Annotated in this window: 20 protein-coding genes; 11 read left to right on the top strand and 9 right to left on the bottom strand. The window is 67.6% G+C overall.

Going from position 1 to position 23,219, the window contains the following annotated elements; translation table 11 throughout:
• The first annotated feature begins 1 nt into the window (after window position 1).
• Genes BMY35_RS13625 through BMY35_RS13615 form a run of 3 tightly spaced genes read left to right on the top strand, consistent with a single transcriptional unit; the run spans window position 2 to window position 1,316 of the window.
• A complete protein-coding gene (locus BMY35_RS13625) occupies window positions 2-520 on the top strand; it encodes a cupredoxin domain-containing protein (protein WP_093199516.1) in 519 nt (172 codons plus the stop codon).
• An 11-nt stretch (window positions 521-531) separates the two neighbouring features.
• Window positions 532-987: a DUF411 domain-containing protein gene (locus BMY35_RS13620; RefSeq protein WP_093199513.1), complete on the top strand. Its 456-nt coding sequence runs from the start codon at window positions 532-534 to the stop codon at window positions 985-987.
• Between the two features lie 38 nt (window positions 988-1,025).
• Window positions 1,026-1,316, top strand: coding sequence for a copper-binding protein (locus BMY35_RS13615; RefSeq protein WP_093199511.1), 291 nt, complete (start codon window positions 1,026-1,028; stop codon window positions 1,314-1,316).
• Here BMY35_RS13615 and BMY35_RS13610 read toward each other — a convergent pair.
• A complete protein-coding gene (locus BMY35_RS13610; RefSeq protein WP_093199508.1) occupies window positions 1,285-2,196 on the bottom strand; it encodes an isocitrate lyase/PEP mutase family protein in 912 nt (303 codons plus the stop codon). The two genes, BMY35_RS13615 and BMY35_RS13610, sit on opposite strands and share 32 nt — an antisense overlap.
• A 110-nt stretch (window positions 2,197-2,306) precedes the next feature.
• Between BMY35_RS13610 and BMY35_RS13605 the strand changes: the two genes are divergently transcribed.
• Entirely contained in the window at window positions 2,307-3,203 is an 897-nt protein-coding gene (locus BMY35_RS13605) for a LysR family transcriptional regulator (protein WP_177213635.1), read from the top strand.
• Between the two features lie 7 nt (window positions 3,204-3,210).
• Here the strand turns inward: BMY35_RS13605 and BMY35_RS13600 are convergent, their stop codons facing one another.
• Window positions 3,211-4,521, bottom strand: coding sequence for an NAD(P)/FAD-dependent oxidoreductase (locus BMY35_RS13600; protein WP_093199669.1), 1,311 nt, complete (start codon window positions 4,519-4,521; stop codon window positions 3,211-3,213).
• Between the two features lie 40 nt (window positions 4,522-4,561).
• Between BMY35_RS13600 and BMY35_RS13595 the strand changes: the two genes are divergently transcribed.
• Genes BMY35_RS13595 through BMY35_RS13575 form a run of 5 tightly spaced genes read left to right on the top strand, consistent with a single transcriptional unit; the run spans window position 4,562 to window position 9,707 of the window.
• Window positions 4,562-5,590, top strand: a complete 1,029-nt coding sequence (locus tag BMY35_RS13595) for a P1 family peptidase (RefSeq protein WP_093199503.1) — start codon at window positions 4,562-4,564, stop codon at window positions 5,588-5,590.
• 17 nt (window positions 5,591-5,607) lie between these two features.
• Window positions 5,608-7,005 carry a TAXI family TRAP transporter solute-binding subunit gene (locus tag BMY35_RS13590; protein ID WP_093199500.1) on the top strand — a complete coding sequence of 466 codons (1,398 nt, stop codon included), beginning with the start codon at window positions 5,608-5,610 and terminating at the stop codon, window positions 7,003-7,005.
• Window positions 6,995-8,776 (top strand): aminodeoxychorismate synthase component I, encoded by a 1,782-nt coding sequence (gene pabB, locus BMY35_RS13585; protein ID WP_093199498.1) that lies wholly within the window; start codon window positions 6,995-6,997, stop codon window positions 8,774-8,776. The genes BMY35_RS13590 and pabB overlap by 11 nt, the downstream gene beginning before the upstream one ends.
• Before the next feature lie 51 nt (window positions 8,777-8,827).
• On the top strand, window positions 8,828-9,316 hold the full coding sequence (locus BMY35_RS13580; protein WP_093199495.1) for a MerR family transcriptional regulator: 489 nt from the start codon (window positions 8,828-8,830) through the stop codon (window positions 9,314-9,316).
• Window positions 9,243-9,707 carry a carboxymuconolactone decarboxylase family protein gene (locus tag BMY35_RS13575; protein WP_093199492.1) on the top strand — a complete coding sequence of 155 codons (465 nt, stop codon included), beginning with the start codon at window positions 9,243-9,245 and terminating at the stop codon, window positions 9,705-9,707. The genes BMY35_RS13580 and BMY35_RS13575 overlap by 74 nt, the downstream gene beginning before the upstream one ends.
• Before the next feature lie 3 nt (window positions 9,708-9,710).
• Here BMY35_RS13575 and ettA read toward each other — a convergent pair whose 3' ends face one another.
• On the bottom strand, window positions 9,711-11,372 hold the full coding sequence (gene ettA / locus BMY35_RS13570; RefSeq protein WP_093199490.1) for an energy-dependent translational throttle protein EttA: 1,662 nt from the start codon (window positions 11,370-11,372) through the stop codon (window positions 9,711-9,713).
• 302 nt (window positions 11,373-11,674) lie between these two features.
• Between ettA and BMY35_RS13565 the strand changes: the two genes are divergently transcribed.
• A complete protein-coding gene (locus tag BMY35_RS13565; RefSeq protein WP_093199488.1) occupies window positions 11,675-13,450 on the top strand; it encodes a DEAD/DEAH box helicase in 1,776 nt (591 codons plus the stop codon).
• Between the two features lie 105 nt (window positions 13,451-13,555).
• Here BMY35_RS13565 and BMY35_RS13560 read toward each other — a convergent pair whose 3' ends face one another.
• Window positions 13,556-16,336 (bottom strand): ImpA family metalloprotease, encoded by a 2,781-nt coding sequence (locus BMY35_RS13560; protein ID WP_305727977.1) that lies wholly within the window; start codon window positions 16,334-16,336, stop codon window positions 13,556-13,558.
• Between the two features lie 570 nt (window positions 16,337-16,906).
• Between BMY35_RS13560 and BMY35_RS13555 the strand changes: the two genes are divergently transcribed.
• Entirely contained in the window at window positions 16,907-17,947 is a 1,041-nt protein-coding gene (locus tag BMY35_RS13555) for an endonuclease/exonuclease/phosphatase family protein (RefSeq protein WP_093199484.1), read from the top strand.
• A 16-nt stretch (window positions 17,948-17,963) separates the two neighbouring features.
• Here BMY35_RS13555 and BMY35_RS13550 read toward each other — a convergent pair whose 3' ends face one another.
• The 5 genes from BMY35_RS13550 to BMY35_RS13530 form a co-directional block, all read right to left on the bottom strand.
• Window positions 17,964-19,034, bottom strand: coding sequence for an ABC transporter ATP-binding protein (locus tag BMY35_RS13550; protein WP_093199482.1), 1,071 nt, complete (start codon window positions 19,032-19,034; stop codon window positions 17,964-17,966).
• A 134-nt stretch (window positions 19,035-19,168) separates the two neighbouring features.
• Window positions 19,169-20,020 (bottom strand): carbohydrate ABC transporter permease, encoded by an 852-nt coding sequence (locus BMY35_RS13545; protein WP_093199479.1) that lies wholly within the window; start codon window positions 20,018-20,020, stop codon window positions 19,169-19,171.
• The gene (locus tag BMY35_RS13540; RefSeq protein WP_093199477.1) at window positions 20,017-20,901 is read right to left on the bottom strand and encodes a carbohydrate ABC transporter permease; all 885 of its coding nucleotides are present in this window, start codon (window positions 20,899-20,901) and stop codon (window positions 20,017-20,019) included. The genes BMY35_RS13545 and BMY35_RS13540 overlap by 4 nt, the downstream gene beginning before the upstream one ends.
• Before the next feature lie 55 nt (window positions 20,902-20,956).
• Window positions 20,957-22,339, bottom strand: coding sequence for an ABC transporter substrate-binding protein (locus BMY35_RS13535; RefSeq protein ID WP_093199474.1), 1,383 nt, complete (start codon window positions 22,337-22,339; stop codon window positions 20,957-20,959).
• 99 nt (window positions 22,340-22,438) lie between these two features.
• A complete protein-coding gene (locus BMY35_RS13530) occupies window positions 22,439-23,182 on the bottom strand; it encodes a FadR/GntR family transcriptional regulator (protein ID WP_093199472.1) in 744 nt (247 codons plus the stop codon).
• Window positions 23,183-23,219: the final 37 nt, after the last annotated feature.

Here is a 23,219-nt window from a genome sequence, read left to right as displayed (position 1 = left end):
CATGAAGAAGACACACCTCAAGTCCATCGCCGCCGGCCTCATGCTCGCGGCACTCGCCAGCGCCTCGTTCGCGCACGAGGCCCACGACAAACCCAAGCCGAAAGGCGCGGCCGAACTCGCCCCGGAGCAGAAGCCCTGGGGCATCGCGGGCAAGGCCGCCGCGGTGAAGCGCACCATCGACATCGCGATGGCCGACGACATGACCTTCACGCCCTCGGTCATCGAGGTTCGTGAAGGCGACACCATCCGCTTGCGGCTGAAGAACCGCGGAAAGGAGCTGCACGAACTCGTGCTCGGCACCACCGCCGAGATCGAGGCCCACGCGGCCATGATGAAGAAGTTTCCCGACATGGAGCACGACGACCCGTGGATGGTGCACGTGCCCGCCGGCAAGACCGGCAGCATGGTCTGGACCTTCAATCGCGCCGGCGACTTCGACTTCGCCTGCCTCGTGAAGGATCACTACGAGCTCGGCATGGCCGGCCGCGTGCGCGTGCTGCCCGCCGCCGGCAAGTCCTGAAGGAGAACGCCATGCGCAGAAGAAAGATGCTGCTGGCGCTGGCCTCCTCCGCCTTGCCCTTCGCCACGACGACCGCACTGGCCGCCGCGCCGATGGTCGAGATCTGGAAGGCCCCGAACTGCGGCTGCTGCCAGGACTGGGTGAAGCACCTGAACAAGAACGGCTTCGCCACTCGCGTGCACGACGAAGGCAACACGGCCGCGCGCAACCGGCTGGGCATTCCCGCGAAGCTGGGCTCGTGCCACACGGGCCTGGTCGGCGGCTACGCCATCGAAGGCCACGTGCCCGCGCGCGAAGTGCAGCGGCTGCTCAAGGAAAAGCCCAAGGCCGTCGGCCTCGCGGTGCCCGGCATGCCGGTCGGCTCGCCGGGCATGGACGGCCCCGCCTACGGCGACCAGCGCGATCCCTACGACGTGCTGCTGGTGCTGGCCGACGGCAGCACGCGCGTCTACCAGAGCTATCGCTGAAACCACCTCTCATTCCCTCATCCCCCAAGGAACCCATCATGAAGAAACTGCTCACCGCCCTCTCCGCCGCCCTGCTCGCCGCTGCCGCCTTCGCGCAAGCCGCCCTGCCCTCCGTCGAGGGCGAAGTCCGCAAGGTCGACACCGACGCGAAGAAGATCACGCTGAAGCACGGCGACATTCCCAACCTCGAGATGACGGGCATGACGATGGTCTTCCGCGTGAGCGACCCTGCGCTGCTCACGAAGGTGAAGCCTGGCGACAAGGTGCAGTTCACGGCCGACAAGGTCGACGGCGCGCTCACGGTGCTGTCGATCGCGCCGTCGAACTGAGGCCTGCGTTCGCCCTCGTCCTCAATGCCGCTTCGAACAGGGCATTGAGCTCGCGCTGCGGGATCTGGCTGCGCGCGTAGGACACCGTTCCGAGCGCGTGCAGCTCCTGCGCGCTGCGCCTGACCAGCGCCATCACCGAGCGCGCGATCGAGCCGCCCACGCTGATCCGCACGGCACCGGCCTCGATCAACTCGAAAGCGCCGGCCGTCGCCTCGTTCAGCCCCACCACGATGTTGAGGGGGCCCGCGATTTCGCGCGCCAGCGTGCGCACGAGAGCCGGGTCGGTCACGCCCGGCACGAACACGCAGTCCGCGCCCGCCTCGATGAAACGGTTGGCACGCCGGATCGCGATGCCCAGCGCGTCGTCGCCGGGAAACCGGAACTGGAACGCGTCGGTGCGCGCGTTCAGCACGAAGCCGCCGCCCGCGGCATCGATCGCGCCGCGGGCCGCCGCGATGCGATCGACGGCCGGCTTCTCGTCGAACAGCCGCCCGCGCGCGGCATCGGTGTCCTCGATGTTGCCGCCCGCCGCGCCGGCCTCGATGGCCATGCGGATGGTGTCGGCGACGTCCGCGGGCTCGTCGCCGTAGCCTGCCTCCAGGTCGGCATTCACGGGAATGTCCACCGCCGCGGCGATCTTCCTCACCACCTCGAGCATCTCCTCACGGCCGACCGAGAGGCGGGCGTCCCTCACGTTGTAGTCGGGCCGTCCCAGCGAGAAGGCGATGCCCGCGCTGGTGGTGCCTATGGCCTTGAAGCCCTCCGATGCGAGCAGGACCGCGCTGCCCGGGTCCCAGGCGTTGGGCATGACGAAGCCGCCGCCCGCCCTGTGCAGTTCGAGAAAGGCGCGGCCGCGCGCCGCACGTGTCTTCTGGTCCATTCCGGCTCCGTCGTGGTCGATGAAAGGCCTCGATGGTGGATTTCGGTTCGGCGTGCGTCAAACGCATAATATTTCTCCAACCCATCTATTTCTTGCATGGATTGCCTCGCATGGATTCGGAAGCACTCGCCACATTCCTGATGGTCCACCGGCAAGGCGGCGTCTCCGCCGCCGCGACCGCGCTGTCGCGCACGCAGTCGGCCATCAGCCGCCGCCTCGCGCTGCTCGAGGAAGAACTCGGCGCCGTGCTGTTCGAACGCGTGGGCCGCGGGCTCCGGCTGAGCCAGGCGGGAGAGGCGCTGCTGCCGCATGCCGAGAAGGTGGCCGCGGCGCTGGGCGATGCGGTCGCCGCCGTGCAGGCCGCGAAGTCGGACGCGGCGGGCACCGTGCACATCGCGGCCGTCGGCACGCTCGCGAGTTCGGGACTGGCTGCGATGCTCGCGAGGCTGCGCGCATCGCTTCCGGGCCTCGACATCCGGCTGCAGACGGCCACCAGCGCGGAGGTCAGCGAGAAGGTGCGCGCCAGCGACGTGGCGGTGGGCTTGCGCTACTACGAAGACCCGTCGCCCGACCTCCTGTGCAAGGTCGTTCATCACGAGCAACTGGTGGTGGCATGCGCGCCCTCTCATCCGCTTGCGGGCAAGCGGTTGAAGTCGCTGGTGCGGCTCTCGAAGGAGCGGTGGCTGGCCTTTCCCCAGCCGCCCCGGCGCACCGAGCCTCATGCGGAGGCGATCTTTTCGCAGTTCCTGGTGCGGGGCGTGGAACAGGTCGACTGGAGCGCCGTCGACAGCCTCACGGCGCAGAAGCGGCTGGTCGAGGCCGGCTTCGGCCTGGCGTTCCTGCAGCAAAGCGGCATTGCCGAGGAAGTCGCGCGGGGAAGCCTCGCGCTGATCCACGTCGCGGACCTGGACGTGCGCGTTCCGGTGGCGTGCGTGGTGCGCCGCTCGGCGTTTCTCAGCCGCGCGACGCACGCGCTGCTTGCCGAGCTGGAGCACGGCGAGTTCTAGCGGGGAGCTAGAAGCGAGCCGGGTCGAAGGGCTTTAGCGGAATCTCCGGCGCAATGCCCGCGAGCAGCTGCGTCGCCAGCCGCCCGGTGCGCGCCGAGCCGCACAGGCCGACGTGCCCGTGACCGAAGGCCAGCACGACGTCGGCGCTGGCTGCCGCCGGGCCGATGCAGGGCAGCCCGTCGGGCAGGCTCGGGCGGTGTCCGAGCCAGTGCTTCACCGTCGAAGGCGAGCCCGGCGCGGGCCGAGCCAGCGAGGGAAACATCGATCGAAGGTGCGTGTGCAGGATCTCCGCACGGCGCCAGTCGGGCGCTGCCTCGAGCCCGGCGATCTCCACCTGCCCGGCCGCGCGCAGGCCGCCGTCCATCCAGTGGGCGATGAGCTTGCCGTCGGCCACCATCGTCGGCGTGCGCGGTCCGGCAGCGGCGTCTTCGACGACCACGTGATAGCCGCGCTCCGACTCCAGCGGCACCGCGGAGCCGGCCGCGGCGGCCAGCGGGCCCGAGCGCGCGCCGGCACAGATGGCGGCGCCGTCGCAGGCGATCTCGCCGGCTTCGGTGAGCACCGCGCGCAGCCGGCCTCCTTCGATGCGGAAACCCGTCGCGCGGGTCGCGATGCGTTCGGCGCCCGCCTCGAGCGCATGCCGCGCGAGGGCCGCCACGTAGCTGCCCGGATCGCGGCAATGGCCGGCCTCGGGCACGAAGATGCCGAAGGTGTAGCGCGCATGCAGGTCGGGTTCGCGGCGACGCAGTTCGTCCTGCGGCCATTCCTCCCACTGCACCCCGGTCCGCCGGCGCACGCGCCAGCCGAGCGCGTCGCCGTCGAACTCGGCGCGGGACAGGTAGGCGTGCAGCAGACCGCGCTGCTCGACGAGCTGCGGCACGCCGGCCTCTGCGGCCAGCCGCGCGTGCAGGACTGGCGCATCGGCCAGCAGCGTGCGCAGGGCGTCCGCCGTGCGCTGCACGCGCGCCTCGGTCCAGCCTGAAGCCAGGTAGCGCAGCAGCCACGGCATGGCGCGGGGCAGGTAGCGCCAGCGCAGGGCGAGCGGCCCGAGCGGGTCGGCCAGCCAGCCCGGCACCTTGAGCCACGCCCCCGGCAGCGCGGGCGGCACCACGGAATGCGACGACAGCCAGCCGGCATTGCCGTAGCTCGTCGCGTGCGGGCCGCCCGGCTCGCCGGGCTCCACCACCGTCACGCGCAGGCCCGCGCGCAATGCCTCGATGGCGGTGGCGCTGCCTACCGCGCCGGCACCGATCACGACCACGTGGCGCCTGCCGTCGGCGGCACCCGCGGCGGAAGAGAAACTTCTTGCAACCGTCATGCCGGGAATCGTAAGGGGTGCGGTCTCATAATCGGCCGCCATGTCAGCCCCGTCTTCTTCACTCTCACATTCCGCCGGTGCCATCACCGACGTCGCCGGCATCGAGGTCGGCCACTTCACCGAAACCCGCCGCCCCACCGGCTGCACCGTGATCATGGCGCGCGACGGCGCCGTGGCCGGCGTGGACGTGCGCGGCGCGGCGCCCGGCACTCGCGAGACCGACCTGCTCGCGCCCGGCAACTTCGTGCAGCAGGTGCACGCCGTGGTGCTCGCGGGCGGCAGCGCCTGGGGCCTGGCCGCCGCCGAGGGCGCGATGCGCTGGATGGAGGAACGCAAGATCGGCATGGACGTGCGCTTCGGTACCCTGCCCATCGTGCCGGCCGCCGTGCTGTTCGACCTGCCCATGGGCGACGCGCGCATCCGCCCCGATGCCGCGGCCGGCTATGCCGCCTGCGAGGCCGCCGGCACCGCCGCACCCGCCGAGGGCAACGTGGGCGCCGGCACCGGCGCGCTGGTGGGCAAGCTCTTCGGCGTGCAACGTGCGATGAAGGGCGGCATCGGTACCGCCTCGGTCAAGGTCGGTGGCATCACCGTAGGCGCGCTGATCGCGGTGAACTCGCTGGGCGACGTGATCGACCACGACACCGGCCAGCCCGTGGCCGGCGCGCGCACCGAGGACGGCAAGGCCCTGCTCGACACGCGCCGCGCTCTGCTGCGCGGCCTGAGCCCCAAGCCCCTGCTCGCGGGCACCAACACCACCATCGGCGTGATCGCCACCGACGCGGTACTGACCAAGGTGCAGGCCAACCGGCTCGCCAACGTGGCGCACGACGGCCTGGCGCGCGCCATCAACCCGGTGCACACCATGAGCGACGGCGACACGCTGTTCGCGCTGGCCACCGGCCGCGTGCCGCTGGAGGGCGATGCTCCCGGCATGACGGTGCTCAGCACCATGGCCGCCGAGGCCGTCGCCATCGCCACGCTGCGCGCGGTGCACGCGGCGCGCACGGTGACGGTGGGCGACCTGCACATTCCCTGCGCGGCGGACCTGGGCTCGGCGCGCGGCTGAAAACAGGAGGGACCACCATGGCGTTCCCCAGAACCCTGAAGCTGATACTGCTGTCGATCCGCGACCTGATCGCTTCGGCAGGGCCGATCGTGTTCATCGTCATCGGGCTGCTGATCGCCGCCTACTGGTGGCTCCAGCCCCAGCCGCCCAAGCACGTGACGCTGGCCACCGGTCCCACGGGCAGCGCCTACGCGCAGTTCGGCAAGCGCTATGCCGAGGCGCTGCGGCACAACGGCATCGAGGTGGAGCTCAAGCCCACCTCGGGCTCGACCGAGAACCTGCAGCTGCTGCGCACCGGCGGCGCGGATGTGGGCTTCGTGCGCGGCGGCAGCGCCGACCCGGTGGCCGACGAGGAAGCCGGGCTCACCTCGCTGGGCAGCCTGTTCTACGAGCCGATCTGGCTCTTCTACCGCACCGAGTCGGCCCAGAAGATCGACCGAAAGACCGCCACGCTGACCTCGCTCGCCCAGCTGCGCGGCCTGCGCGTGAACGTCGACCTGCCGGGCAGCGGGCTGCCCGACATCATGGAGCGCATGCTCAAGGCCAACAGGCTCGGCCCGGACGACCTGCTGCTGTCGAACCTGGAGCAGGCCTCCGCCGCCGAGGCGCTGGAGGCCGGCATCCTCGACGCCATCGTGCTGTCTTCCGCGCCGCAGTCTCCGCAGGTGCAGCGGCTGCTGCGCTCCGGCGACGTGAAGCTCATGGACTTCGGGCAGGCCGACGCATACTCGCGGCGCTTCCCGTTCCTCTCTCCGGTGACACTGCCGCGCGGGATGATCGAGCTGTCGAAGGACATGCCGCCGCAGGACGTGTCGCTGCTCGCGGCCACCACTTCGCTGCTGTCGCGCGACGAGACGCATCCGGCCCTGCGCCAGCTGTTCGCGCAGGCGGCGCAGTCGGTGCACAGCAGCGCGGGCTGGTTCAACCGGACGCGCGACTTCCCCAACACCCGCACCAGCGAACTGCCGGTGAGCCCCGAGGGCGACCGCGCCATCAACGGCACGCCGCCGATCTGGCAGCGCTACCTGCCCTTCTGGGCCAGCAACCTCGTCGAGCGCATGTGGCTGGTGCTTGGCGGCCTGCTGGTGCTGATGCTGCCGCTGAGCCGCGTGGTGCCGCCGCTGTACCAGTTCCGCGTGCGCCGGCGCGTGTTCCGCTGGTATGCGCGGCTGCGCGACATCGAGGCGAAGGTCGATACGGAAACGCTGGCGAAGGAGGACGAGCGGAAGTCGCTGCTCGAGGACCTCGACCAGCTCGACCGCGTGGTCAACAAGGTGGCTGTGCCGCTGTCGTACGCCGACGAGCTCTACGCGCTGCGCAACAACATCTACGCGGTGCGCAAGCGGGTGCTGGCCAAGGCGCCGCAGGCGGGCGTGGCCGGCGCGGCCACGGCAGCGGCGAACGATGCCGTCTGACAAGACCCGGCCCACGACCCCGCGCACGCTGATCGACTTCGCGCAGCCGCACGGCGACGCGCGCAGATTGCGCCTGGGCTTCGGCGCACCGTCGCGCGTGCTGGTGGCGCGCACCGCGGCCGAGGTACACCCCGTGCTCGACGCCGTCGAGGCGCTCGCCCGCGAGGGGCGATGGTGCGTGGGCTATCTGCGCTACGAGGCAGCCGAGGCATTCGACCGCGCGTTCGCGGTGCACACGGAGGACGGGCCGCTGGCCTGGTTCGGCGTGCACGACGAGGCCCTGCCCTGGCCTGAAGCACCGGGCGACGACGCCGCGCCTTCGATCGACTGGCAACCCGGCATCTCGCGCGCCGACTTCGACCGGCGCATGCAGGCCATCCACCGCGCCATCACGGACGGCGAGCTCTACCAGCTCAACTACACCGCCGCGCTGCATGCCCGCTTCGATGGCGACGCGCAGACCCTGTTCATGGCGCTGCGGCAGGCTCAGCCCGACGGCTACACCGCCTTCATCGACACCGGCGAGGAGCAGGTGCTGTCGGTGTCGCCCGAACTGTTCTTCGACTGGCGGGGCGACCGCATCCTGACGCGCCCGATGAAAGGGACGGCCCCGCGCGGCGCCACGCCCGCAGAGGACGAAACGCTCGCGCAGCGGCTTCGCACGGTGCCGAAGGAGCGGGCCGAGAACGTGATGATCGTGGACCTGATCCGCAACGACCTCTCGCGCGTGGCGCGGCCTTTCTCGGTGCGCGTGCCGCGCCTGTTCCACACCGAGGCGCTGCCGACCGTGTGGCAGATGACCTCCGACGTAGAAGCGCTCGTGCGCGAAGGCACCACGCTGGCCGACGTGTTCGGGGCGCTGTTCCCTTGCGGCTCGATCACCGGCGCACCCAAGGTCAGCGCGATGCGCATGATCCGCGAGCTTGAACCCGAGGCGCGCGGCGTGTACTGCGGCGCCGTGGGCATCGTGCGGCCCGGAGGCCATGCCACCTTCAACGTGCCGATCCGCACCGTGACGCTGCGAAACGGCGAGGCGCGCTGCGGCATCGGCAGCGGCATCACGGCCGATGCGCGGGCCGATGCGGAGTGGGAGGAATGGCATCACAAGCGCGCCTTCCTGGACCGGGCAGGCCAGGCCTCGACGCCATCGTTCGACCTGCTCGAAACGCTCGCGCTGGCGGACGGCGAACTGCGCGACGCGCCCGAGCACCTGGCGCGCATGGCGGCCGCGGCGGCGCACTTCGGCCGCCCGTGGAACGAGGAGACGGTCGCCCGCTGCCTCGACGGACTGAAGGCGCGTCATGCCGCGGGCATGTGGCGCGTGCGCCTGCTGCTCGATGCGCAGGGCACGCCGCGTGCCGAGGCCTTCGCGATGGAAGCGCCGCCGGCGCGCGTGCGCCTGCAACTCGCAGAGCGGCCATTCGACGAAGCCCACGGCGATTTCACCCGATTCAAGACCACCCGCCGCGCCCACTACGAAGCCTTCGCGCCCACCGCCCCGGGCGTGTTCGACACCCTGTTGTGGAACCGCGACCGCGAAATCACCGAATGCACGCGCGGCAACATCGCCCTGCTGCTCGACGGCCGCTGGGTCACGCCACCCTTGCACTGCGGTTTGCTGAACGGCATCGGCCGCGCCAACCGCGTGCGCGGCGGCCAGCTTGCCGAAGCGGTCGTTCGGGTAGACGATCTGCCCCGGGTGCGGGCCCTGGCCTTCGTGAACAGCCTGCGCGGCTGGCTGGATGCCGACCTGGACGGCTTTCAAAAATAGTTCGGCAAGGCGCTTGACTTAGAGCGCGCTCTAATTTCGAGAATCAACGCCATGGAAACCAGTCTGACCATTGCGGAAGTCGCGGAACGAACCGGCCTCACGGCCTACACGCTGCGCTACTACGAACGCATCGGGCTGATCGCCGCGGTGTCCCGTGCACCCGGCGGTCAGCGGCGCTATGCGAGCGCCGACATGGACCTGCTGGATTTCCTGTTGCGCCTGCGCGAAACCGGCATGTCCATCCAGGGCATGCAGGCCTTCGTCAGGCTTCGAAGCCAGGGGGACGCCAGCGTCGGCGAACGGCGCGAGATGCTCGAACGGCACCTCGTCGAAGTTCAGGCCAAGGTGGCGGCGCTGCAGCAATCCATGCAGGCGCTGTCGTTCAAGATCGACCACTACAGCGAGATCGAGAAAACGCAGAAGCGTCCTCCCAAGTCGGGCAAGGCCCGGGAAGGAAAGACGAGCGATGACGAACACGCAAAAAGACCAGGGCCAAAGCGACAACCAGCGCTACGCGCGTGGCCTGGCCAGGCTTCATGAGATCGACGGCGAAGGCGGCGTCAAGGTGGTCGAGAGCCTGGCCGGCATCGCGCCGGACTTCGGCCGCCTGGTGATCGAGTTTCCGTTCGGCGACATCTACTCGCGCCCCGGCCTCGACCTGCGCTCCCGCGAGATCGCGACGGTGGCCGCGCTCACCGCCATGGGCAATGCCGCGCCGCAGCTGAAGGTGCACATCCAGGCCGCGCTGAACGTCGGCGTGACGCGCGACGAGGTGGTCGAAATCATGATGCAGATGGCGGTGTACGCGGGCTTCCCCGCGGCGCTCAACGGCATCTTCGCGGCGCGCGACGTGTTCGCGGCGGACGATGAAAAAAGCGCGCGGCCCCTTGCGGAACCACGCGCTCTTGTCGAAACAGCCGAAGCCGCCTGAGCCTTACTTCAGCGCCTTGTAGCGCATGCGCTTGGGCTTGGCGCCCTCTTCGCCCAGGCGCTTCTTCTTGTCGGCCTCGTACTCCTGGTAGTTGCCGTCGAAGAAGGTCCACTGGCTGTCGCCTTCGGCCGCGAGGATGTGCGTGGCGATGCGGTCGAGGAACCAGCGGTCGTGGCTGATCACCATGACCGTGCCGGCGAATTCGAGCAGCGCGTCTTCGAGCGCGCGCAGCGTTTCCACGTCCAGGTCGTTCGACGGTTCGTCAAGCAGCAGCACGTTGCCGCCGGCGATCAGCGTCTTGGCCAGGTGCAGGCGGCCGCGTTCACCGCCCGACAGCGTGCCCACCTTCTTCTGCTGGTCGGCGCCGTTGAAGTTGAAGCGGCCCGCATATGCGCGGCTGGCCATCTGGAACTTGCCGACGTTGATGATGTCGAGGCCGTTCGAGATGTCTTCCCACACGGTCTTCTGGTCGCCCAGCGCGTCGCGCGACTGGTCGACGAAGGCCATCTTCACGGTCTGGCCGATGACGACCTCGCCCGAATCCGGCTTTTCCTTGCCCGCGAGCAGCTTGAACAGCGTCGACTTGCCGGCGCCGTTCGGGCCGATGATGCCGACGATGGCACCCGCCGGGATGTTGAAGCTCAGGTTGTCGATCAGCATGCGGTCGCCGAAGGACTTGCTGACGTTCTTGAACTCGAACACCTGGCTGCCCAGGCGCTCGGCCACGGGAATGAAGATCTCCTGCGTTTCGTTGCGCTTCTGGTATTCGACGTCGCTCAGCTCCTCGAAGCGGGCCAGGCGCGACTTGCTCTTGGCCTGGCGGGCCTTCGGGTTCTGGCGCGACCACTCGAGCTCCTTCTTCAGGGCCTTGGCGTGGGCTTCCTCGCTCTTCTGCTCCTGCGCCAGGCGCTCGCCCTTCTGCTCGAGCCAGGTGCTGTAGTTGCCCTTCCATGGAATGCCGCGGCCGCGGTCCAGTTCGAGAATCCACTCGGCGGCGTTGTCGAGGAAGTAGCGATCGTGGGTGATGGCCACCACGGTGCCCGGGAAGCGCTGAAGGAACACTTCGAGCCACTCGACCGATTCGGCGTCAAGGTGGTTGGTCGGTTCGTCGAGCAGCAGCATGTCGGGCTTGCTCAGCAGCAAGCGGCACAGCGCGACGCGGCGCTTTTCGCCGCCCGAGAGCACGCCGATCTTGGCGTCCCAGGCCGGCAGGCGCAGGGCGTCGGCGGCGATCTCGAGCTGGTGCTCGGAATCGGTGCCGGCGGTGGCGATGATGGCCTCGAGCTCGGCCTGTTCGGCGGCAAGTGCGTCGAAGTCGGCGTCTTCGGCTGCGTACAGCTCGTAGACCTCTTCCAGGCGCTTCTTGGCCGCGTTGACGGCGCCCATCGATTCCTCGACCGATTCGCGCACGGTGTGCTCGGCGTTGAGCTTGGGCTCCTGCTCCAGGTAGCCGATGGTCAGGCCGGGCATCGGCAGCGCCTCGCCCTCGATTTCCTTGTCGACGCCCGCCATGATCTTGAGCAGCGTGGACTTGCCCGAGCCGTTCAGGCCGAGCACGCCGATCTTGGCGCCGGGGAAGAAGGACAGCGAAATGTCTTTCAAGATCTGCCGCTTGGGCGGCACGGTCTTGCTGACACGGTTCATCGAATAGACGTATTGAGCCATGTGTGGTTGGTTACCTTGGGTAGCGGGATTCGAAGGGATGCGCGGTCGCCGGAATGGAGGCATTCGGGCGCGGCAAACCACCGATTATCGACTCATGCGACAATAGACCCCGTTGCCGGGTCCAGTTGCCCGCAACACCGGCTCTCTGCCGGGGACGAAGAAAGCGCCATTTCAACCCTTTCGCAAGGGCGGACTTTCCGGCTCCCACCCCTGACCCTCATCTGCCTTGACTGGCTCGGCGTCGTCTTTAGACGCCTGGCGGGCCGATGCCACCGCGCCGTGTATGGCGCTTGTTGTTTCCAATGACTTTTGACGAACTGAAGCTGGCCCCCGCCATCTTGAAGGCTGTGCACGAACACGGCTACGACTCCCCCACCCCCATCCAGGCGCAAGCCATCCCCGCGGTGCTCGAGGGCCACGACCTGCTCGGCGGCGCCCAGACCGGCACCGGCAAGACCGCCGCCTTCACGCTGCCGATGCTGCACAAGCTCAGCATGACCCGCAGCGCCACCAACAAGTTCGGCGGCACCGGCGTGCGCGCCCTCGTGCTGACCCCCACCCGCGAACTCGCCGCGCAGGTCGAGGAATCGGTGCGCACCTACGGCAAGTACCTGCAGCTGAGCTCGACCGTGATCTTCGGCGGCGTCGGCATGAACCCGCAGATCAGCAAACTCAAGAGCGGCGTCGACATCCTCGTGGCCACCCCCGGCCGCCTGCTCGACCTGCAGCAGCAGGGCATGCTCGACCTGAGCCAGGTCCAGATCCTCATCCTCGACGAAGCCGACCGCATGCTCGACATGGGCTTCATCCACGACGTGCGCAAGGTGCTGGCGCTGGTGCCCAAGGAAAAGCAGAGCCTGCTGTTCTCGGCCACCTTCAGCGACGAGATCCGCGACCTGGCCGCCACGCTGCTGCGCAACCCGCAGAGCATCCAGGTCACGCCGCGCAACACCACCGTGCAGCGCATCACCCAGGTGATCCACCCCGTGGGCCGCGGCAAGAAGAAGGCGCTGCTCGCGCACATCATCAACGAGAACAAGTGGAGCCAGGTGCTGGTGTTCACGCGCACCAAGTTCGGCGCCAACAGCGTGGCCGAATTCCTCACCAAGAACGGCATCGAGGCGATGGCGCTGCACGGCAACAAGAGCCAGAGCGCCCGTACCCAGGCACTGGCCGGCTTCAAGAGCGGCGAGCTGCGCGCGCTGGTGGCCACCGACATCGCCGCCCGCGGCATCGACATCGACGAGCTGCCGCACGTCGTGAACTACGAGATCCCGAACGTCAGCGAAGACTACGTGCACCGCATCGGCCGCACGGGCCGCGCCGGCTCCAGCGGCGAGGCCGTGAGCTTCGTGTGCCTGGACGAGGAAGGCTTCATGCAGGAGATCGAGCGCTTCACGAAGCAGACGATCCCCGTGCAGGTCATCGAGGGCTACGGCCCCGAGGAAGGCGAACGCGCCGAGCCCATCGCCATGGGCCGCCAGACCATCTGGGGCGGCGCCGGCCGTCCGCCGAGCCGCGAAGTGATGCAGGCGGCCGCCAAGGCCGCACGCACCGAGATGCTGCAGCGCATCCGCGAGAACAAGGCCGGCCAGGGTGGCGGCAACGGCGGTGGCAACGGTGGCCAGCGCCGTGGCGGTGGCCAGGGCGGCGGCAACGGCCAGGGCCGCAACGCCAATGGCGGCGGCCAGGGTCAAGGCCAGGGCCCACGCGGCCAGGCCCCCCGCCCGCAGCAAGCCCGCGGCCCGCAGGGCCCGGCACGCGCGCCGCAGCACCACCATCACGCACCGCATGAAGAGCGCCAGCCGCGCCACCACGGCAACAGCCACAGCCCGACGCAGGCCAACCAGGTCGCGCACCTGCGCGCCGAATCGGTCGGTGGCGGCGGTGCCGGCCAGCCCGATCCGCTTCGCACCAGCGTCGACCACATGGGTGGCCGCGGGCGTGGCGGCCGTTCGGGTGGCGGTGGCTACGGTGGCGGCAACCGTTCGGGCGGCGGTGGCCGCTCGGGTGGTGGTGGCTACGGCGGTGGTGGCAATCGCTCCGGTGGCGGTGGCGGCCGTTCGTTCGGCCGCTGAGATGCGCGGGTAGCACGAGCTACCCGCCCCTTCCTGCGACAACAAGCCCGGGCGGAGCCGGAGAACCGATCACCGCCGCGCCCCGGCAAGCCCGGGGCCGAAGACCTAGAACGGCCAGGCCGGTTTCGATGCCGTCATGTCGACCCTGACGGCGGTGTCGTGGTTGTTGGTGTTGTCGTTGGCATAGAACAGCGCGGCCTCCTTCGCGAAGCCGTAGCTGCTCACCTGGGCAGCCGCTGCAGCCGAATAGGTGATACCCCAGAGGTCGAACGTCGCCCTTTGGTCGCGCTCCGTCATCCAGGACAGCGCGATGAGCAGGTTGTCATTGCCACTCGAATCCTGCGGTCGGAGGGCGTAGTTCCCATATCCCAGCCTGTCCTTGTATGCAGCCCAATCGGCCTTGGCGAGCAGGCGCTGGTGCAGGTAGAGCTGAGTGAAGAGCTCCCATCCGCGCGCCTTGTCGCCCGTGCGTTCCGCCCAGTAGTGGATCCACTGGACATAGAACGCCAGGCGCTCCCCGTTCTGTGCCGCGTATTCAGCCGAACCCCAGATGCGGCGGTAGGCCCCCTGAACGGGGTCCGCTTCGGCGCGAGCGGCCACGATCATGTCGAACGCCGAGCGATAGTCGACCCGCCCCTTCTCCAGATCGACACCAAGCTCGCGCAGCAATCGCCAGTTCTTGTGCAGCGGGAACAGGTTGTTGGAGACCTCCGCGCTGCGGTCGGTGTAGACGTTGAGAGCGCCCTGCTGCAGGTTGTGCCCCAGCTCGTGGCTCTCACCCCAGCCGCGCGGATTGAAGCCCCAGGAGATGTCGACAGGGTTGCCCGCGCAACCGATTCCGCACCTGGCACGGAAATCCGCGTTGAAGTGCTGGATGTCGGGAGTCCGGTGCAGCTTGTCGTTGGTGCAGTCCCAACCCCACGCCGCGCAGTTCTTCAGGATTGCCGTCGGCAGCGTCTTGCCCGGAACCACCAGACCAGCCAGATGGTAAGCATCATCGACCACGTAGCCGCGCAACTCCTGCAGATAGCGGCCCAGATCGCCACCGAAGACGGCATCCTTCAAGGCCTCTTTCATCATGTCCACGCGCGTGTGAATTTCGACGCCGGGCAGCCTGATCTCGGCCCAGTCGAAGTCCGTGGCATCGAACTTCGCCTTGAAGTCGGCAACGCTGCCATCGTTGGAAAGATCGAGGAACGGATGCCGGGCAACGCCGCGAATGCGCAGCCGGACCTTGGCATCGGCAGGCGCACCGGCAAACACCAGCTGCAGCGTTCCTCCATACGGGCTCGTGATGTGGGTGACGGCCTGTGCGTCCAGCGCAATGGCCGGGCTTCGGACAAACCGGGGGCGGTCGTACTTCTCGGACCACAGCTTCGTCGTGTTGGGGTCCTGGGTGTTGATCTGCAGGGAAAGAGTCGCGCCCGCTGCATCGACAACCTGCACGGCCACCGTCCGGCCGGGAACTGCAAAACGCCCGAGCGCGATGAAGCCGGACTCCTGCGTCAGCGGGATGGTCACCACCTCATCGGCGGTCGACACTTCGAACCGCGCCGCTGTCCCTTTCATGAACGAGCCGAGATCCGACTGGGCACCGCCCTTGGGTCGAACATAGGCAACCAGGCTGTCGGCCACAGCTGCTTGCATGAAAGCCCCGGCCTGGCTCTCCTTGCTCATCGGGTACCTGATCCCTCGCCGCGTAACGTCGGCCCAGAGCACGAGGAGGCGAGACAGGTTCGTCGACGGCTGCTCGAAGAGATTGCGACCGGAGAGACTCAAGGCGTCGATCTTTTCCCTGAACATCTCGGCAGGTACGAGCACATCGCGCTGGAGGTCGACGACCCTGCTGCAGTCGTTCTCCCTGCATGCGCTCCAGTCGTAGTCGGTGCGCCAGTCGTTCTCGACCATCCTCCGCAGCAGCGGCACGACGCCGCCGAACTGAGCCAGCGCGGCCTTGTTTGCAGCGGCGGTACGCCCCTGCGCCACGGCGTCGTCGTAGAAGAAATTGCCGGCGTGTCCGCCGAGCAGCATCCCCATGCCGGACAGCACCCTGCGACTCGCCTGGTTTTCGTTCCAGTACTTCGTATGAACGTACAGGACCGGCTGGCCCGCGGCTACCAGCCTGGCCATCTGCGTCTCGAGCGCCGGGTTGTTCGTGACCTCGGATCCCAGCAAAAGCAATTGCGAGCCGTTGCCGCAGCTGTCGGCGACCGAAGGGTCGCATGCCGTCACGGACACATCCACGCCTGCGCGCTTGAAGCCATTCTTCACTACCGTCGGATCGATGCCTGCGTAGCTCAGCTTGATCGAATCCGGCAGCGGCTTCGAGGCATCCGCCGTGAGCAGCCAGCTCAGCAGGCGCCGGAACGCCGGTGCATGCGCGAGGTTCTGCGACTGATCGAACTGCTGGAGGATGTTCGCGCCGTAGCCCGCACTGCGGCCACCTGCCGCCGTGCTCACGGTGGCGAGAACCTTGCCCTTGTCGCCGACGACCAGAGGCTGGGCGGTCTCGACGTTCGCCGGCAGCACGAACTGGGAGTTTCGATCCGGCTTGTACTCACTGCTCTCGACACCGTACAGCGCCGCTGGCAAGTCCGCTTGCCGGGTCGAGAGCTCCTTTGCGAAATCGTGCGCGCACCTGGCTATGGCCGCAGCGTCCGTCAGCCCCTCCGGATCACCGGACCGCAAGGCGAGATCGATGGACTTCGAACAGAAAACCGGCGCTGGCTCCGCGGGCGGATTCGAGGATGCCCCTTCGCTGGCCCCTGTCCCTGTTCCGGCCCCTGGCGCCGTTGCCGTGGACGCCGCTGCGCCCGAACCCGCGAAGACGGCGCCACCGCCATTGCTTCCACCTCCACCTCCACCTCCACCTCCGCATGCTGTCATGAGTCCTGCGAGGCAGGCTCCCATCAAGTACCTCGAAAAAACCATCGGCATCGTCATGCCCATCCCTCTCTTTTTTAATGATCTTCAAGCCATGAAGAATGCGATGTGCTTGCATCGCATTCACCCGGCCCTCCTCTTGTCCGATGGCGCAGCCAATGACGCCCGAAGATCCTCCGTCCGCAGTTGCCCGGCGCGAAGGAATCAGGAGCAGTGGATTGGCTTGGCGCGAAGGCGCGAGCCAACGCGAGCACCGAAGCGAGTGCAATGCGCGGGGACATCCTGAACCTGGAGAGTCCGGGTGCCTTGCATCGCAAACCTTGAGCTGGTGCGCTTCATCGAACTCTTGAAGTTTGCCCAGCGGAACGGTCAAACCTGTGAAGCGGGCGGATAGTTCGCAGCATCCGTTGAAAAGTACCGGAAGTCACGAGGTGACCTGTGTCGTGAAGCATCGCGAGTCCGCACAGGCGTGATGGCCCTTGCATCACCAACGTCAGCAGCATCCGCGAGGAACCTCCCAGTGCGGCGACATAAAGGCTGCAGAGTGCAAACTCAAGCCACAATCGTCACGCCATGCAATACATCCCACCCAACTACGCGACCCTCTTCGTAGCCACCTGCAACCTCCTCAACCTCGCGGCCCCGAACCGCGTGTACTACGAGAACCAGGACGCCTACACCGAGCGCGAGTACGAGCGAAAGATCGACTGGATCGGCGAGCGCTTCAACGCGCTCAACGCCGACGTGCTGGCGGTGCAGGAGGTGTGGGACGAATCCGCGCTGAAGGCCTGCATCGCGCGCAGCGGCCTGCGCTACGACTTCATTTCGGCACCCGGCGCGGAAAACACGCCGCCGCCCGGCAGCCCCGAAGGCACGCCCGCGCGGCCTGGCGCGCAGGGCACGCCGCGCGTGGGCATCGCAACGAGGCTGAAGGTGGACGAGGTCCGCTCCTTCGTCGACTTCCCCCCGGGCTTCGGCGTGGAAGTACCGGGCCTCGGCCCCCACACGCGCTTCGAGCGGCCGCCCCTGCTCGCCACGGTGCGGATGAAGCACGGCCAGCAGGTGCACGTGCTCACGGTGCACCTGAAGTCCAAGCGCCCCAAGTTCCTGCAGGATGCGCAAGGCAATCACCTCGAGGACCGCGACGACCGCAAGGTGGGCGTGATGGCCTCGCTGCGCTCGCTGCTGATGCGCGGCGCTGAAGCGGCCGCCCTGCGCTGCATCGTGATCGACCTGCTGCAGGGCACGAACGTGCCGCTGGTGGTGATGGGCGACTTCAACGACAACCCGCACAGCGTGACCACGCAGCTCGTGGCGGCCACCTCCGAAGTGGCCTACGACAAGGCCGCGCGCGACGTGGCCCTGTTCAACGCCTACGAGATGCAGGGCGAGGCGGCGCTCAAGAAGGACGTGGCCTACTCGCACATCCACCAGGGCTACCCGGACGTGCTCGACCAGATCTTCGTGAGCGAGGAATTCGTCGCCACCAGCCGCCACAGCCTGGGCGACGTGCGGCGCGTCGACTACTTCAACGACCACCTGCACGAAGGGCGCGACCGCTCGCGCTCGGACCACGGCTTCGTGCGCGCCCTCCTGCGGCTGCGCACGGCCTGAAGCCGAACGGCCCGGCTCAACCCATGCGGCGGCCGGTCTGCCGGTCGAACAGGTGCACGCTCTCGGCCTCGATGGCCAGCCGCACCGTATCGTCGGGCCGGGCGTCGACGCGGCCGTGCACGGCAAGCACCAACCTGGCCTCGCCGACCTGCACCAGCAGTTCGGTCTCGGCGCCGGTGGGCTCGACCACGATGACCCTGGCTTCCACGCCGTGCGATCCGCCACCGAGAGTCATGTCGCCGGGCCGGATGCCGTAGTGCACCGGCTGGCCGTCGGGCACCGCGGTGGCGGCCGGAACGGGCCAGCGTGCGCCCTGCGACTCGACCCAGCACTCCCCGCCCGAGCGCCGCACCGTGCCCTCGATCACGTTCATCGACGGCGAGCCGATGAACTGCGCGACGAACAGGTTGTCGGGCCGGTCGTACAGCTCCAGCGGCGTGCCGATCTGCTCGACGATGCCGTCGTGCATCACGACGATGCGGTCGGCCATGGTCATGGCCTCGATCTGGTCGTGCGTCACGTACACGGTGGTGGTCTTCAGCCGCTGGTGCAGCGCCTTGATCTCGGCACGCATCGCCACGCGCAGCTTGGCGTCGAGGTTCGACAGCGGCTCGTCGAACAGGAACACCTTCGGGTCGCGCACGATGGCGCGGCCCATGGCCACGCGCTGGCGCTGGCCGCCCGAGAGCTCGCGCGGGTAGCGGCCCAGCAGCGCGTCGAGATTGAGGATCTTCGCGGCCCTGGCCACGCGCTCGTCGGTCACCGACTTCTCGGCATTGCGCAGGCGCAGGCTGAAGCCCATGTTCTCGCCCACCGTCATGTGCGGGTAGAGCGCGTAGCTCTGGAACACCATGGCGATGTCGCGGTCCTTCGACTCGAGGTCGTTGACCACGCGGCCGTCGATGACGATCTCGCCGCCACTGATGTCCTCCAGGCCCGCGAGCATGCGCAGCAGCGTCGACTTGCCGCAGCCCGAGGGGCCGACCAGCACGACGAACTCGCCGTCGGTGATGTCGAAGCCCAGGCCCTTGATGATGTGGACCTTGCCGAAGGATTTCTGGATATTGCGAAAGGATACGGATGCCATGGGAATCTCTCTTCAGTGTGTCGTTGCATCTGGGGTCCTTCGCGGAACACCGCGGAACCGGCTTTGCCGGGCCGCTGGTGTTGCCCCCTGCAAGGGGGTTGGCGAAGCGACACGAAGTGCGCGAAGCCTGGGGGTTAGCTCTTTACCGCTCCGGCGGTGATGCCGCCGACCATGTAGCGCTTGAATGCGTAGTAGATGGCTGCCGGGGGCAACGCGTAGATGAGGCCGGTGGCCATCAGCAGCTCCCACGGCGAATCGTCTGCCGACAGGAAGTTGCCCAGCGCCACCGCCAGCGTCACGCTCTTGTCGTTCGACAGCAGCAGGAAGGCATAGAGGTACTCGTTCCAGGCCAGCAGCAGCGAATACGTGCCCACGGCCACCAGCGACGGCACCATCAGCGGCAGGTACACGAGGCGGAACAGTTGCAGCGGCGAGGCGCCGTCCATGCGCGCGGCTTCGTCGAGCTCGTAGGGCAGCTTGTCGGAAGCCTGCTTCAGCACCCAGATGCAGTACGGCGAGGCGATGGTCACCATCGCGAGGATCAGCGCCCACTGGCTGTTGAGCAGGCCGTAGTTGCCCATGGTCTTGTACATGGGCACCGCGAGGAAGGCGGCCGGGATGAAGTAGGTGAACAGCGCCATGTTCATCACCGTGCGCCCGCCGCGCACGCGCAGCCGGCTGATGGCGAACGCTGCGGTGGTCGCCACGAAGAGCGTGAGCGCGCCCACCGAAACCGCGATCAGCAGCGAGTTCCACAGCTGCAACCAGAAGTGGTCGAGGTAGAAGTGCTTCTGCTGGAACACGATGCGGAAGTTGTCCAGCGTCGCGTTCTTGGGCCACAGGTGGCCCGAAGTCGCGGAGTCCTTCGACGAGATCGCGAACAGCACCATGTGGTAGACCGGGATCAGCGTCCACAGCAGCACCGGGATGCCGATGAGCAGCAGCCGGGCCTCGGTCAGCACGGCTCGTGGGGTCCAGCGCTTCATTTCGAGAGCCTCTTCATCATGAAGTACACGAGGGGCAGCACGAGCGGCAATGCCACCACGATCGATGCCATCGACAGGTCGACCTGGTCGAGCCGCAGGTAGCGGATGCCCAGCGTGGCGAGCACGTGCGTCAGGTCGGCGGGGCCGCCGCCGGTCAGCAGGTAGACGCTGTTGAAGTCGCCCAGCGTCCAGATCATCGAGAGGATGAGCGAGGTGATGTAGAGCGTCTTGAGCGCGGGCCAGCTCACGAAGCGGAACTTCTGCCACGACGAGGCGCCGTCGACAGAGGCCGCCTCGTACTGCTCGGTGGGAATGGCCAGCCGCCCCGCCACGAGGATGAGCGTCCAGAACGGCAGCGACTTCCAGGTGTGCACGAGCATCGCGAAGGCCAGCCCCAGCGTGGGATCGTTGAGCCAGTTGGGGCCGTCCGCGCCGGTCAGGCGGAAGATGGTGCTGTTGATCACGCCCCACTCCGGGTTCAGCATGAAGCGGATCGACAGGATGGTCGGAATCGAAGGCATCGCCCATGGGAGGATGAAGATCGCCGAGACGATCTTGATCCACCAGCGCGAGGTCACGAAGAAGCCCGAGAGCACCAGCGCCACGAGCATCTTGATGTTGATCGCCACGACCAGGAAGATGGCCGTGTTGATCACCGAACGGAAGAAGATCGGGTCCTCGACCAGCTTCACGTAGCTTTGCGGATGGCGGGCCAGCCAGAGGCCATAGCCCACCGGGTACAGCACGAACACCACGAACACCAGCAGGTAGGGCACGACCATGACCGCGCCCCAGAACTGCCAGCGCGCATGCCGCGCTCCGGGATTGACGACAGGCGCCGAAGTACTCGGCGCGGCGGCGGTGGTGGCAGTGGCGCTCATGGCGTGCTGCTGCTGTTGTTGTTGACGGTGTCGACGGGTGTCGTGCCTGGGCGGCTTACTGCCCCGCCACCGTCTTGATGCGGGCGATCATCTCGTCCACCGCCTTGTCCACCGGCACCTTGTCGGTGACGATGCGGTTCATGGCCTTGGCCCAGACGTTCTCGTTGTTCAGCACGGTGAACTTGTAGTTCTTGGTGAATTCGAAGGTCACGGTGCCGGCGGCGTACTGGTTGTAAACCGACAGGCGGTGCGGGTCGGCCTTCCAGAAGTCACGCTGCTGCGCGGTCTTGGTCACGGGGAACCAGCGGCCCAGCGAGCCCTCGACGTACGGCGTGAGGTTCTCTTCCTGCAGCAGGAACGACACGAACTCCTTGGCGCGGGCCTTGTTCTTCGCGTCCTTGAACACCACGCCCGTCTTCACCGCCGTGCGGTAGACCATCTTGCTGCCGTCGGGCTTGTTGGGGAAGCCGGCCGTGCGGATGCGCTCCGTGTAGTTCTTGCGCGCTTCCTCGCGCTGCTCGGGCGTGAGCGAGGCGTTGTTGGAGTCGTCGAGCCACTTGGCGGCGATGGAGATGGTCGCGTTGTGCGTCATCACGGTCGTCTTGTTGTGGAAGGCGACGTTGTTGTCCGGGTCCTTCCAGCTGGTGGAAGAAGGCGGCGTGCAGCCCTTGGTGTAGGGCATGGTGTAGTCGGTCATGGCGCCGATCAGGCCGGTGCGCACCTTCGGATCGTCGACCAGCAGCTTGCCGTTGTCGTCCACCAGCTTGACGTTGTAGGCGTCCATGAAGGTCAGGAACGAATAGAACGCGTCGCTCGAATCCACGCCCATCGGCATGCCGATGCCGAAGTTGCGCTTGCCGCTCTTCTGGCGGCTGGCCGGCTGCACCTTCTCGCACCAGAACGACCAGTAGTCCTTCCACGCGGTGGGAATGTCGGACTCCTTGAACCCTGCCTCGGTCAGCATGTCGAGCCAATACTCGATGTGCATCGTCTGCTGCTTGATCGGGAAGGCGTAGTACGCCTTGTTCTTGGTCTGGTCGTTGTAGAGGTAGGTGGTCTCGAGCGTGTTGGGCGCGAAGCGGTCCTTCATGGGCGTGAGCACGCTGCTGATGTCCTCGAGCTTGCCGTCGTAGGCCCACTTGCCGGTGACCTGGAAGTCGTAGACGTCGGCGTACGCCACGTCGGGCGGGCTGCCCGAGTCGAGCGCGGACACGGTCTTGGGGATCATGTCCTGGATCGGGTACTGCGACAGCTCGATCTTCACGTTCTTGTTCTTCTCCTCGAACTTCTTGATGGCCGCGTACAGCGCATCGTCCTCGGCCTTGTAGAAGCCCTTGACCCACCAGACGGTGAGTTTTTCCTGCGCGGCGACGTGGCCTGCCGACAGCAGGCCCATCGCGACCAGCGTCGGCGCGATCAGCGACTTGACGAGTTTCATGGACGTTGTCTCCTTCTCTTCTGGGTGGAATCTGCTCGACATGCGAGCGTGGGGTGAAAGAACCGGACGTGAAACGCAAGAGCCGTGCTGCCCGCGCGGCTAGCTGGCCCTGAGCCTGGGTGGCGGCCTGCTCAGGCGGGGCAGCCGGCGGCGCGAGCCCAGCACATCCTCGATGTCCTGGCGGGCGCCGTCGATGAGCCGCAGGATCGCGCGCTCCGCGACGTCGGGGTCGTGCGCGATCACCGCGTCGAGCACCGCGCGATGAAGCGGCAGCGAGAGCGTGGGCCCGTCGGGCTTGGTGGTCGATATCTCGAAGCTGGTGCGCAGCAATGCGTTGAGCACCTTGCTCATCTGAGCAATCATCCTGTTGCGCGCGGCACTCAGCAGGCCGTTGTGAAAGCGCAGGTCGAAGGTGACGTAGTCGCCCCCGTTCTCCACCGCTTCCTTCATGCCGGCATAGGCGCGCTCGATCTCGTCGATGTCGTCCTCGGTGGCCCTCTCAGCGGCCAGCCGCACCGCCGCCGGCTCCACCGCGCGGCGCAGGTCCTGCAGGTCGCGCAGGAACTCGGGCGTGAGGCCGGCGCGCGCCTGCCAGGTGATGACATCGGGGTCGAACCAGTTCCACTTCTCCTTGGGCAGCACGCGCGTGCCGACCTTCGGGCCCGTCACGATCAGGCCCTTGGCCGCCAGCGACTTGACGGCCTCGCGCACCACGGTGCGGCTCACGCCCAGCTCCTCGCCGAGCACGGGCTCGGAGGGGATCGACGCGCCGATCGCATAGCGTCCCGACACCACGGCTTCACCGAGGAGTTCGAGCGTGCGACCGTGGATGTTCTTGATCATGCGTGATGTGAAAACTGGTATCCCGGCGCTCGAAAAC

This window comes from Variovorax sp. YR750 (assembly GCF_900109805.1).
Lineage (GTDB): Bacteria > Pseudomonadota > Gammaproteobacteria > Burkholderiales > Burkholderiaceae_C > Variovorax > Variovorax gossypii.
Note: the sequence above shows the minus strand (reverse complement) of the source record. Positions and strands in the feature narration are given on the sequence as shown.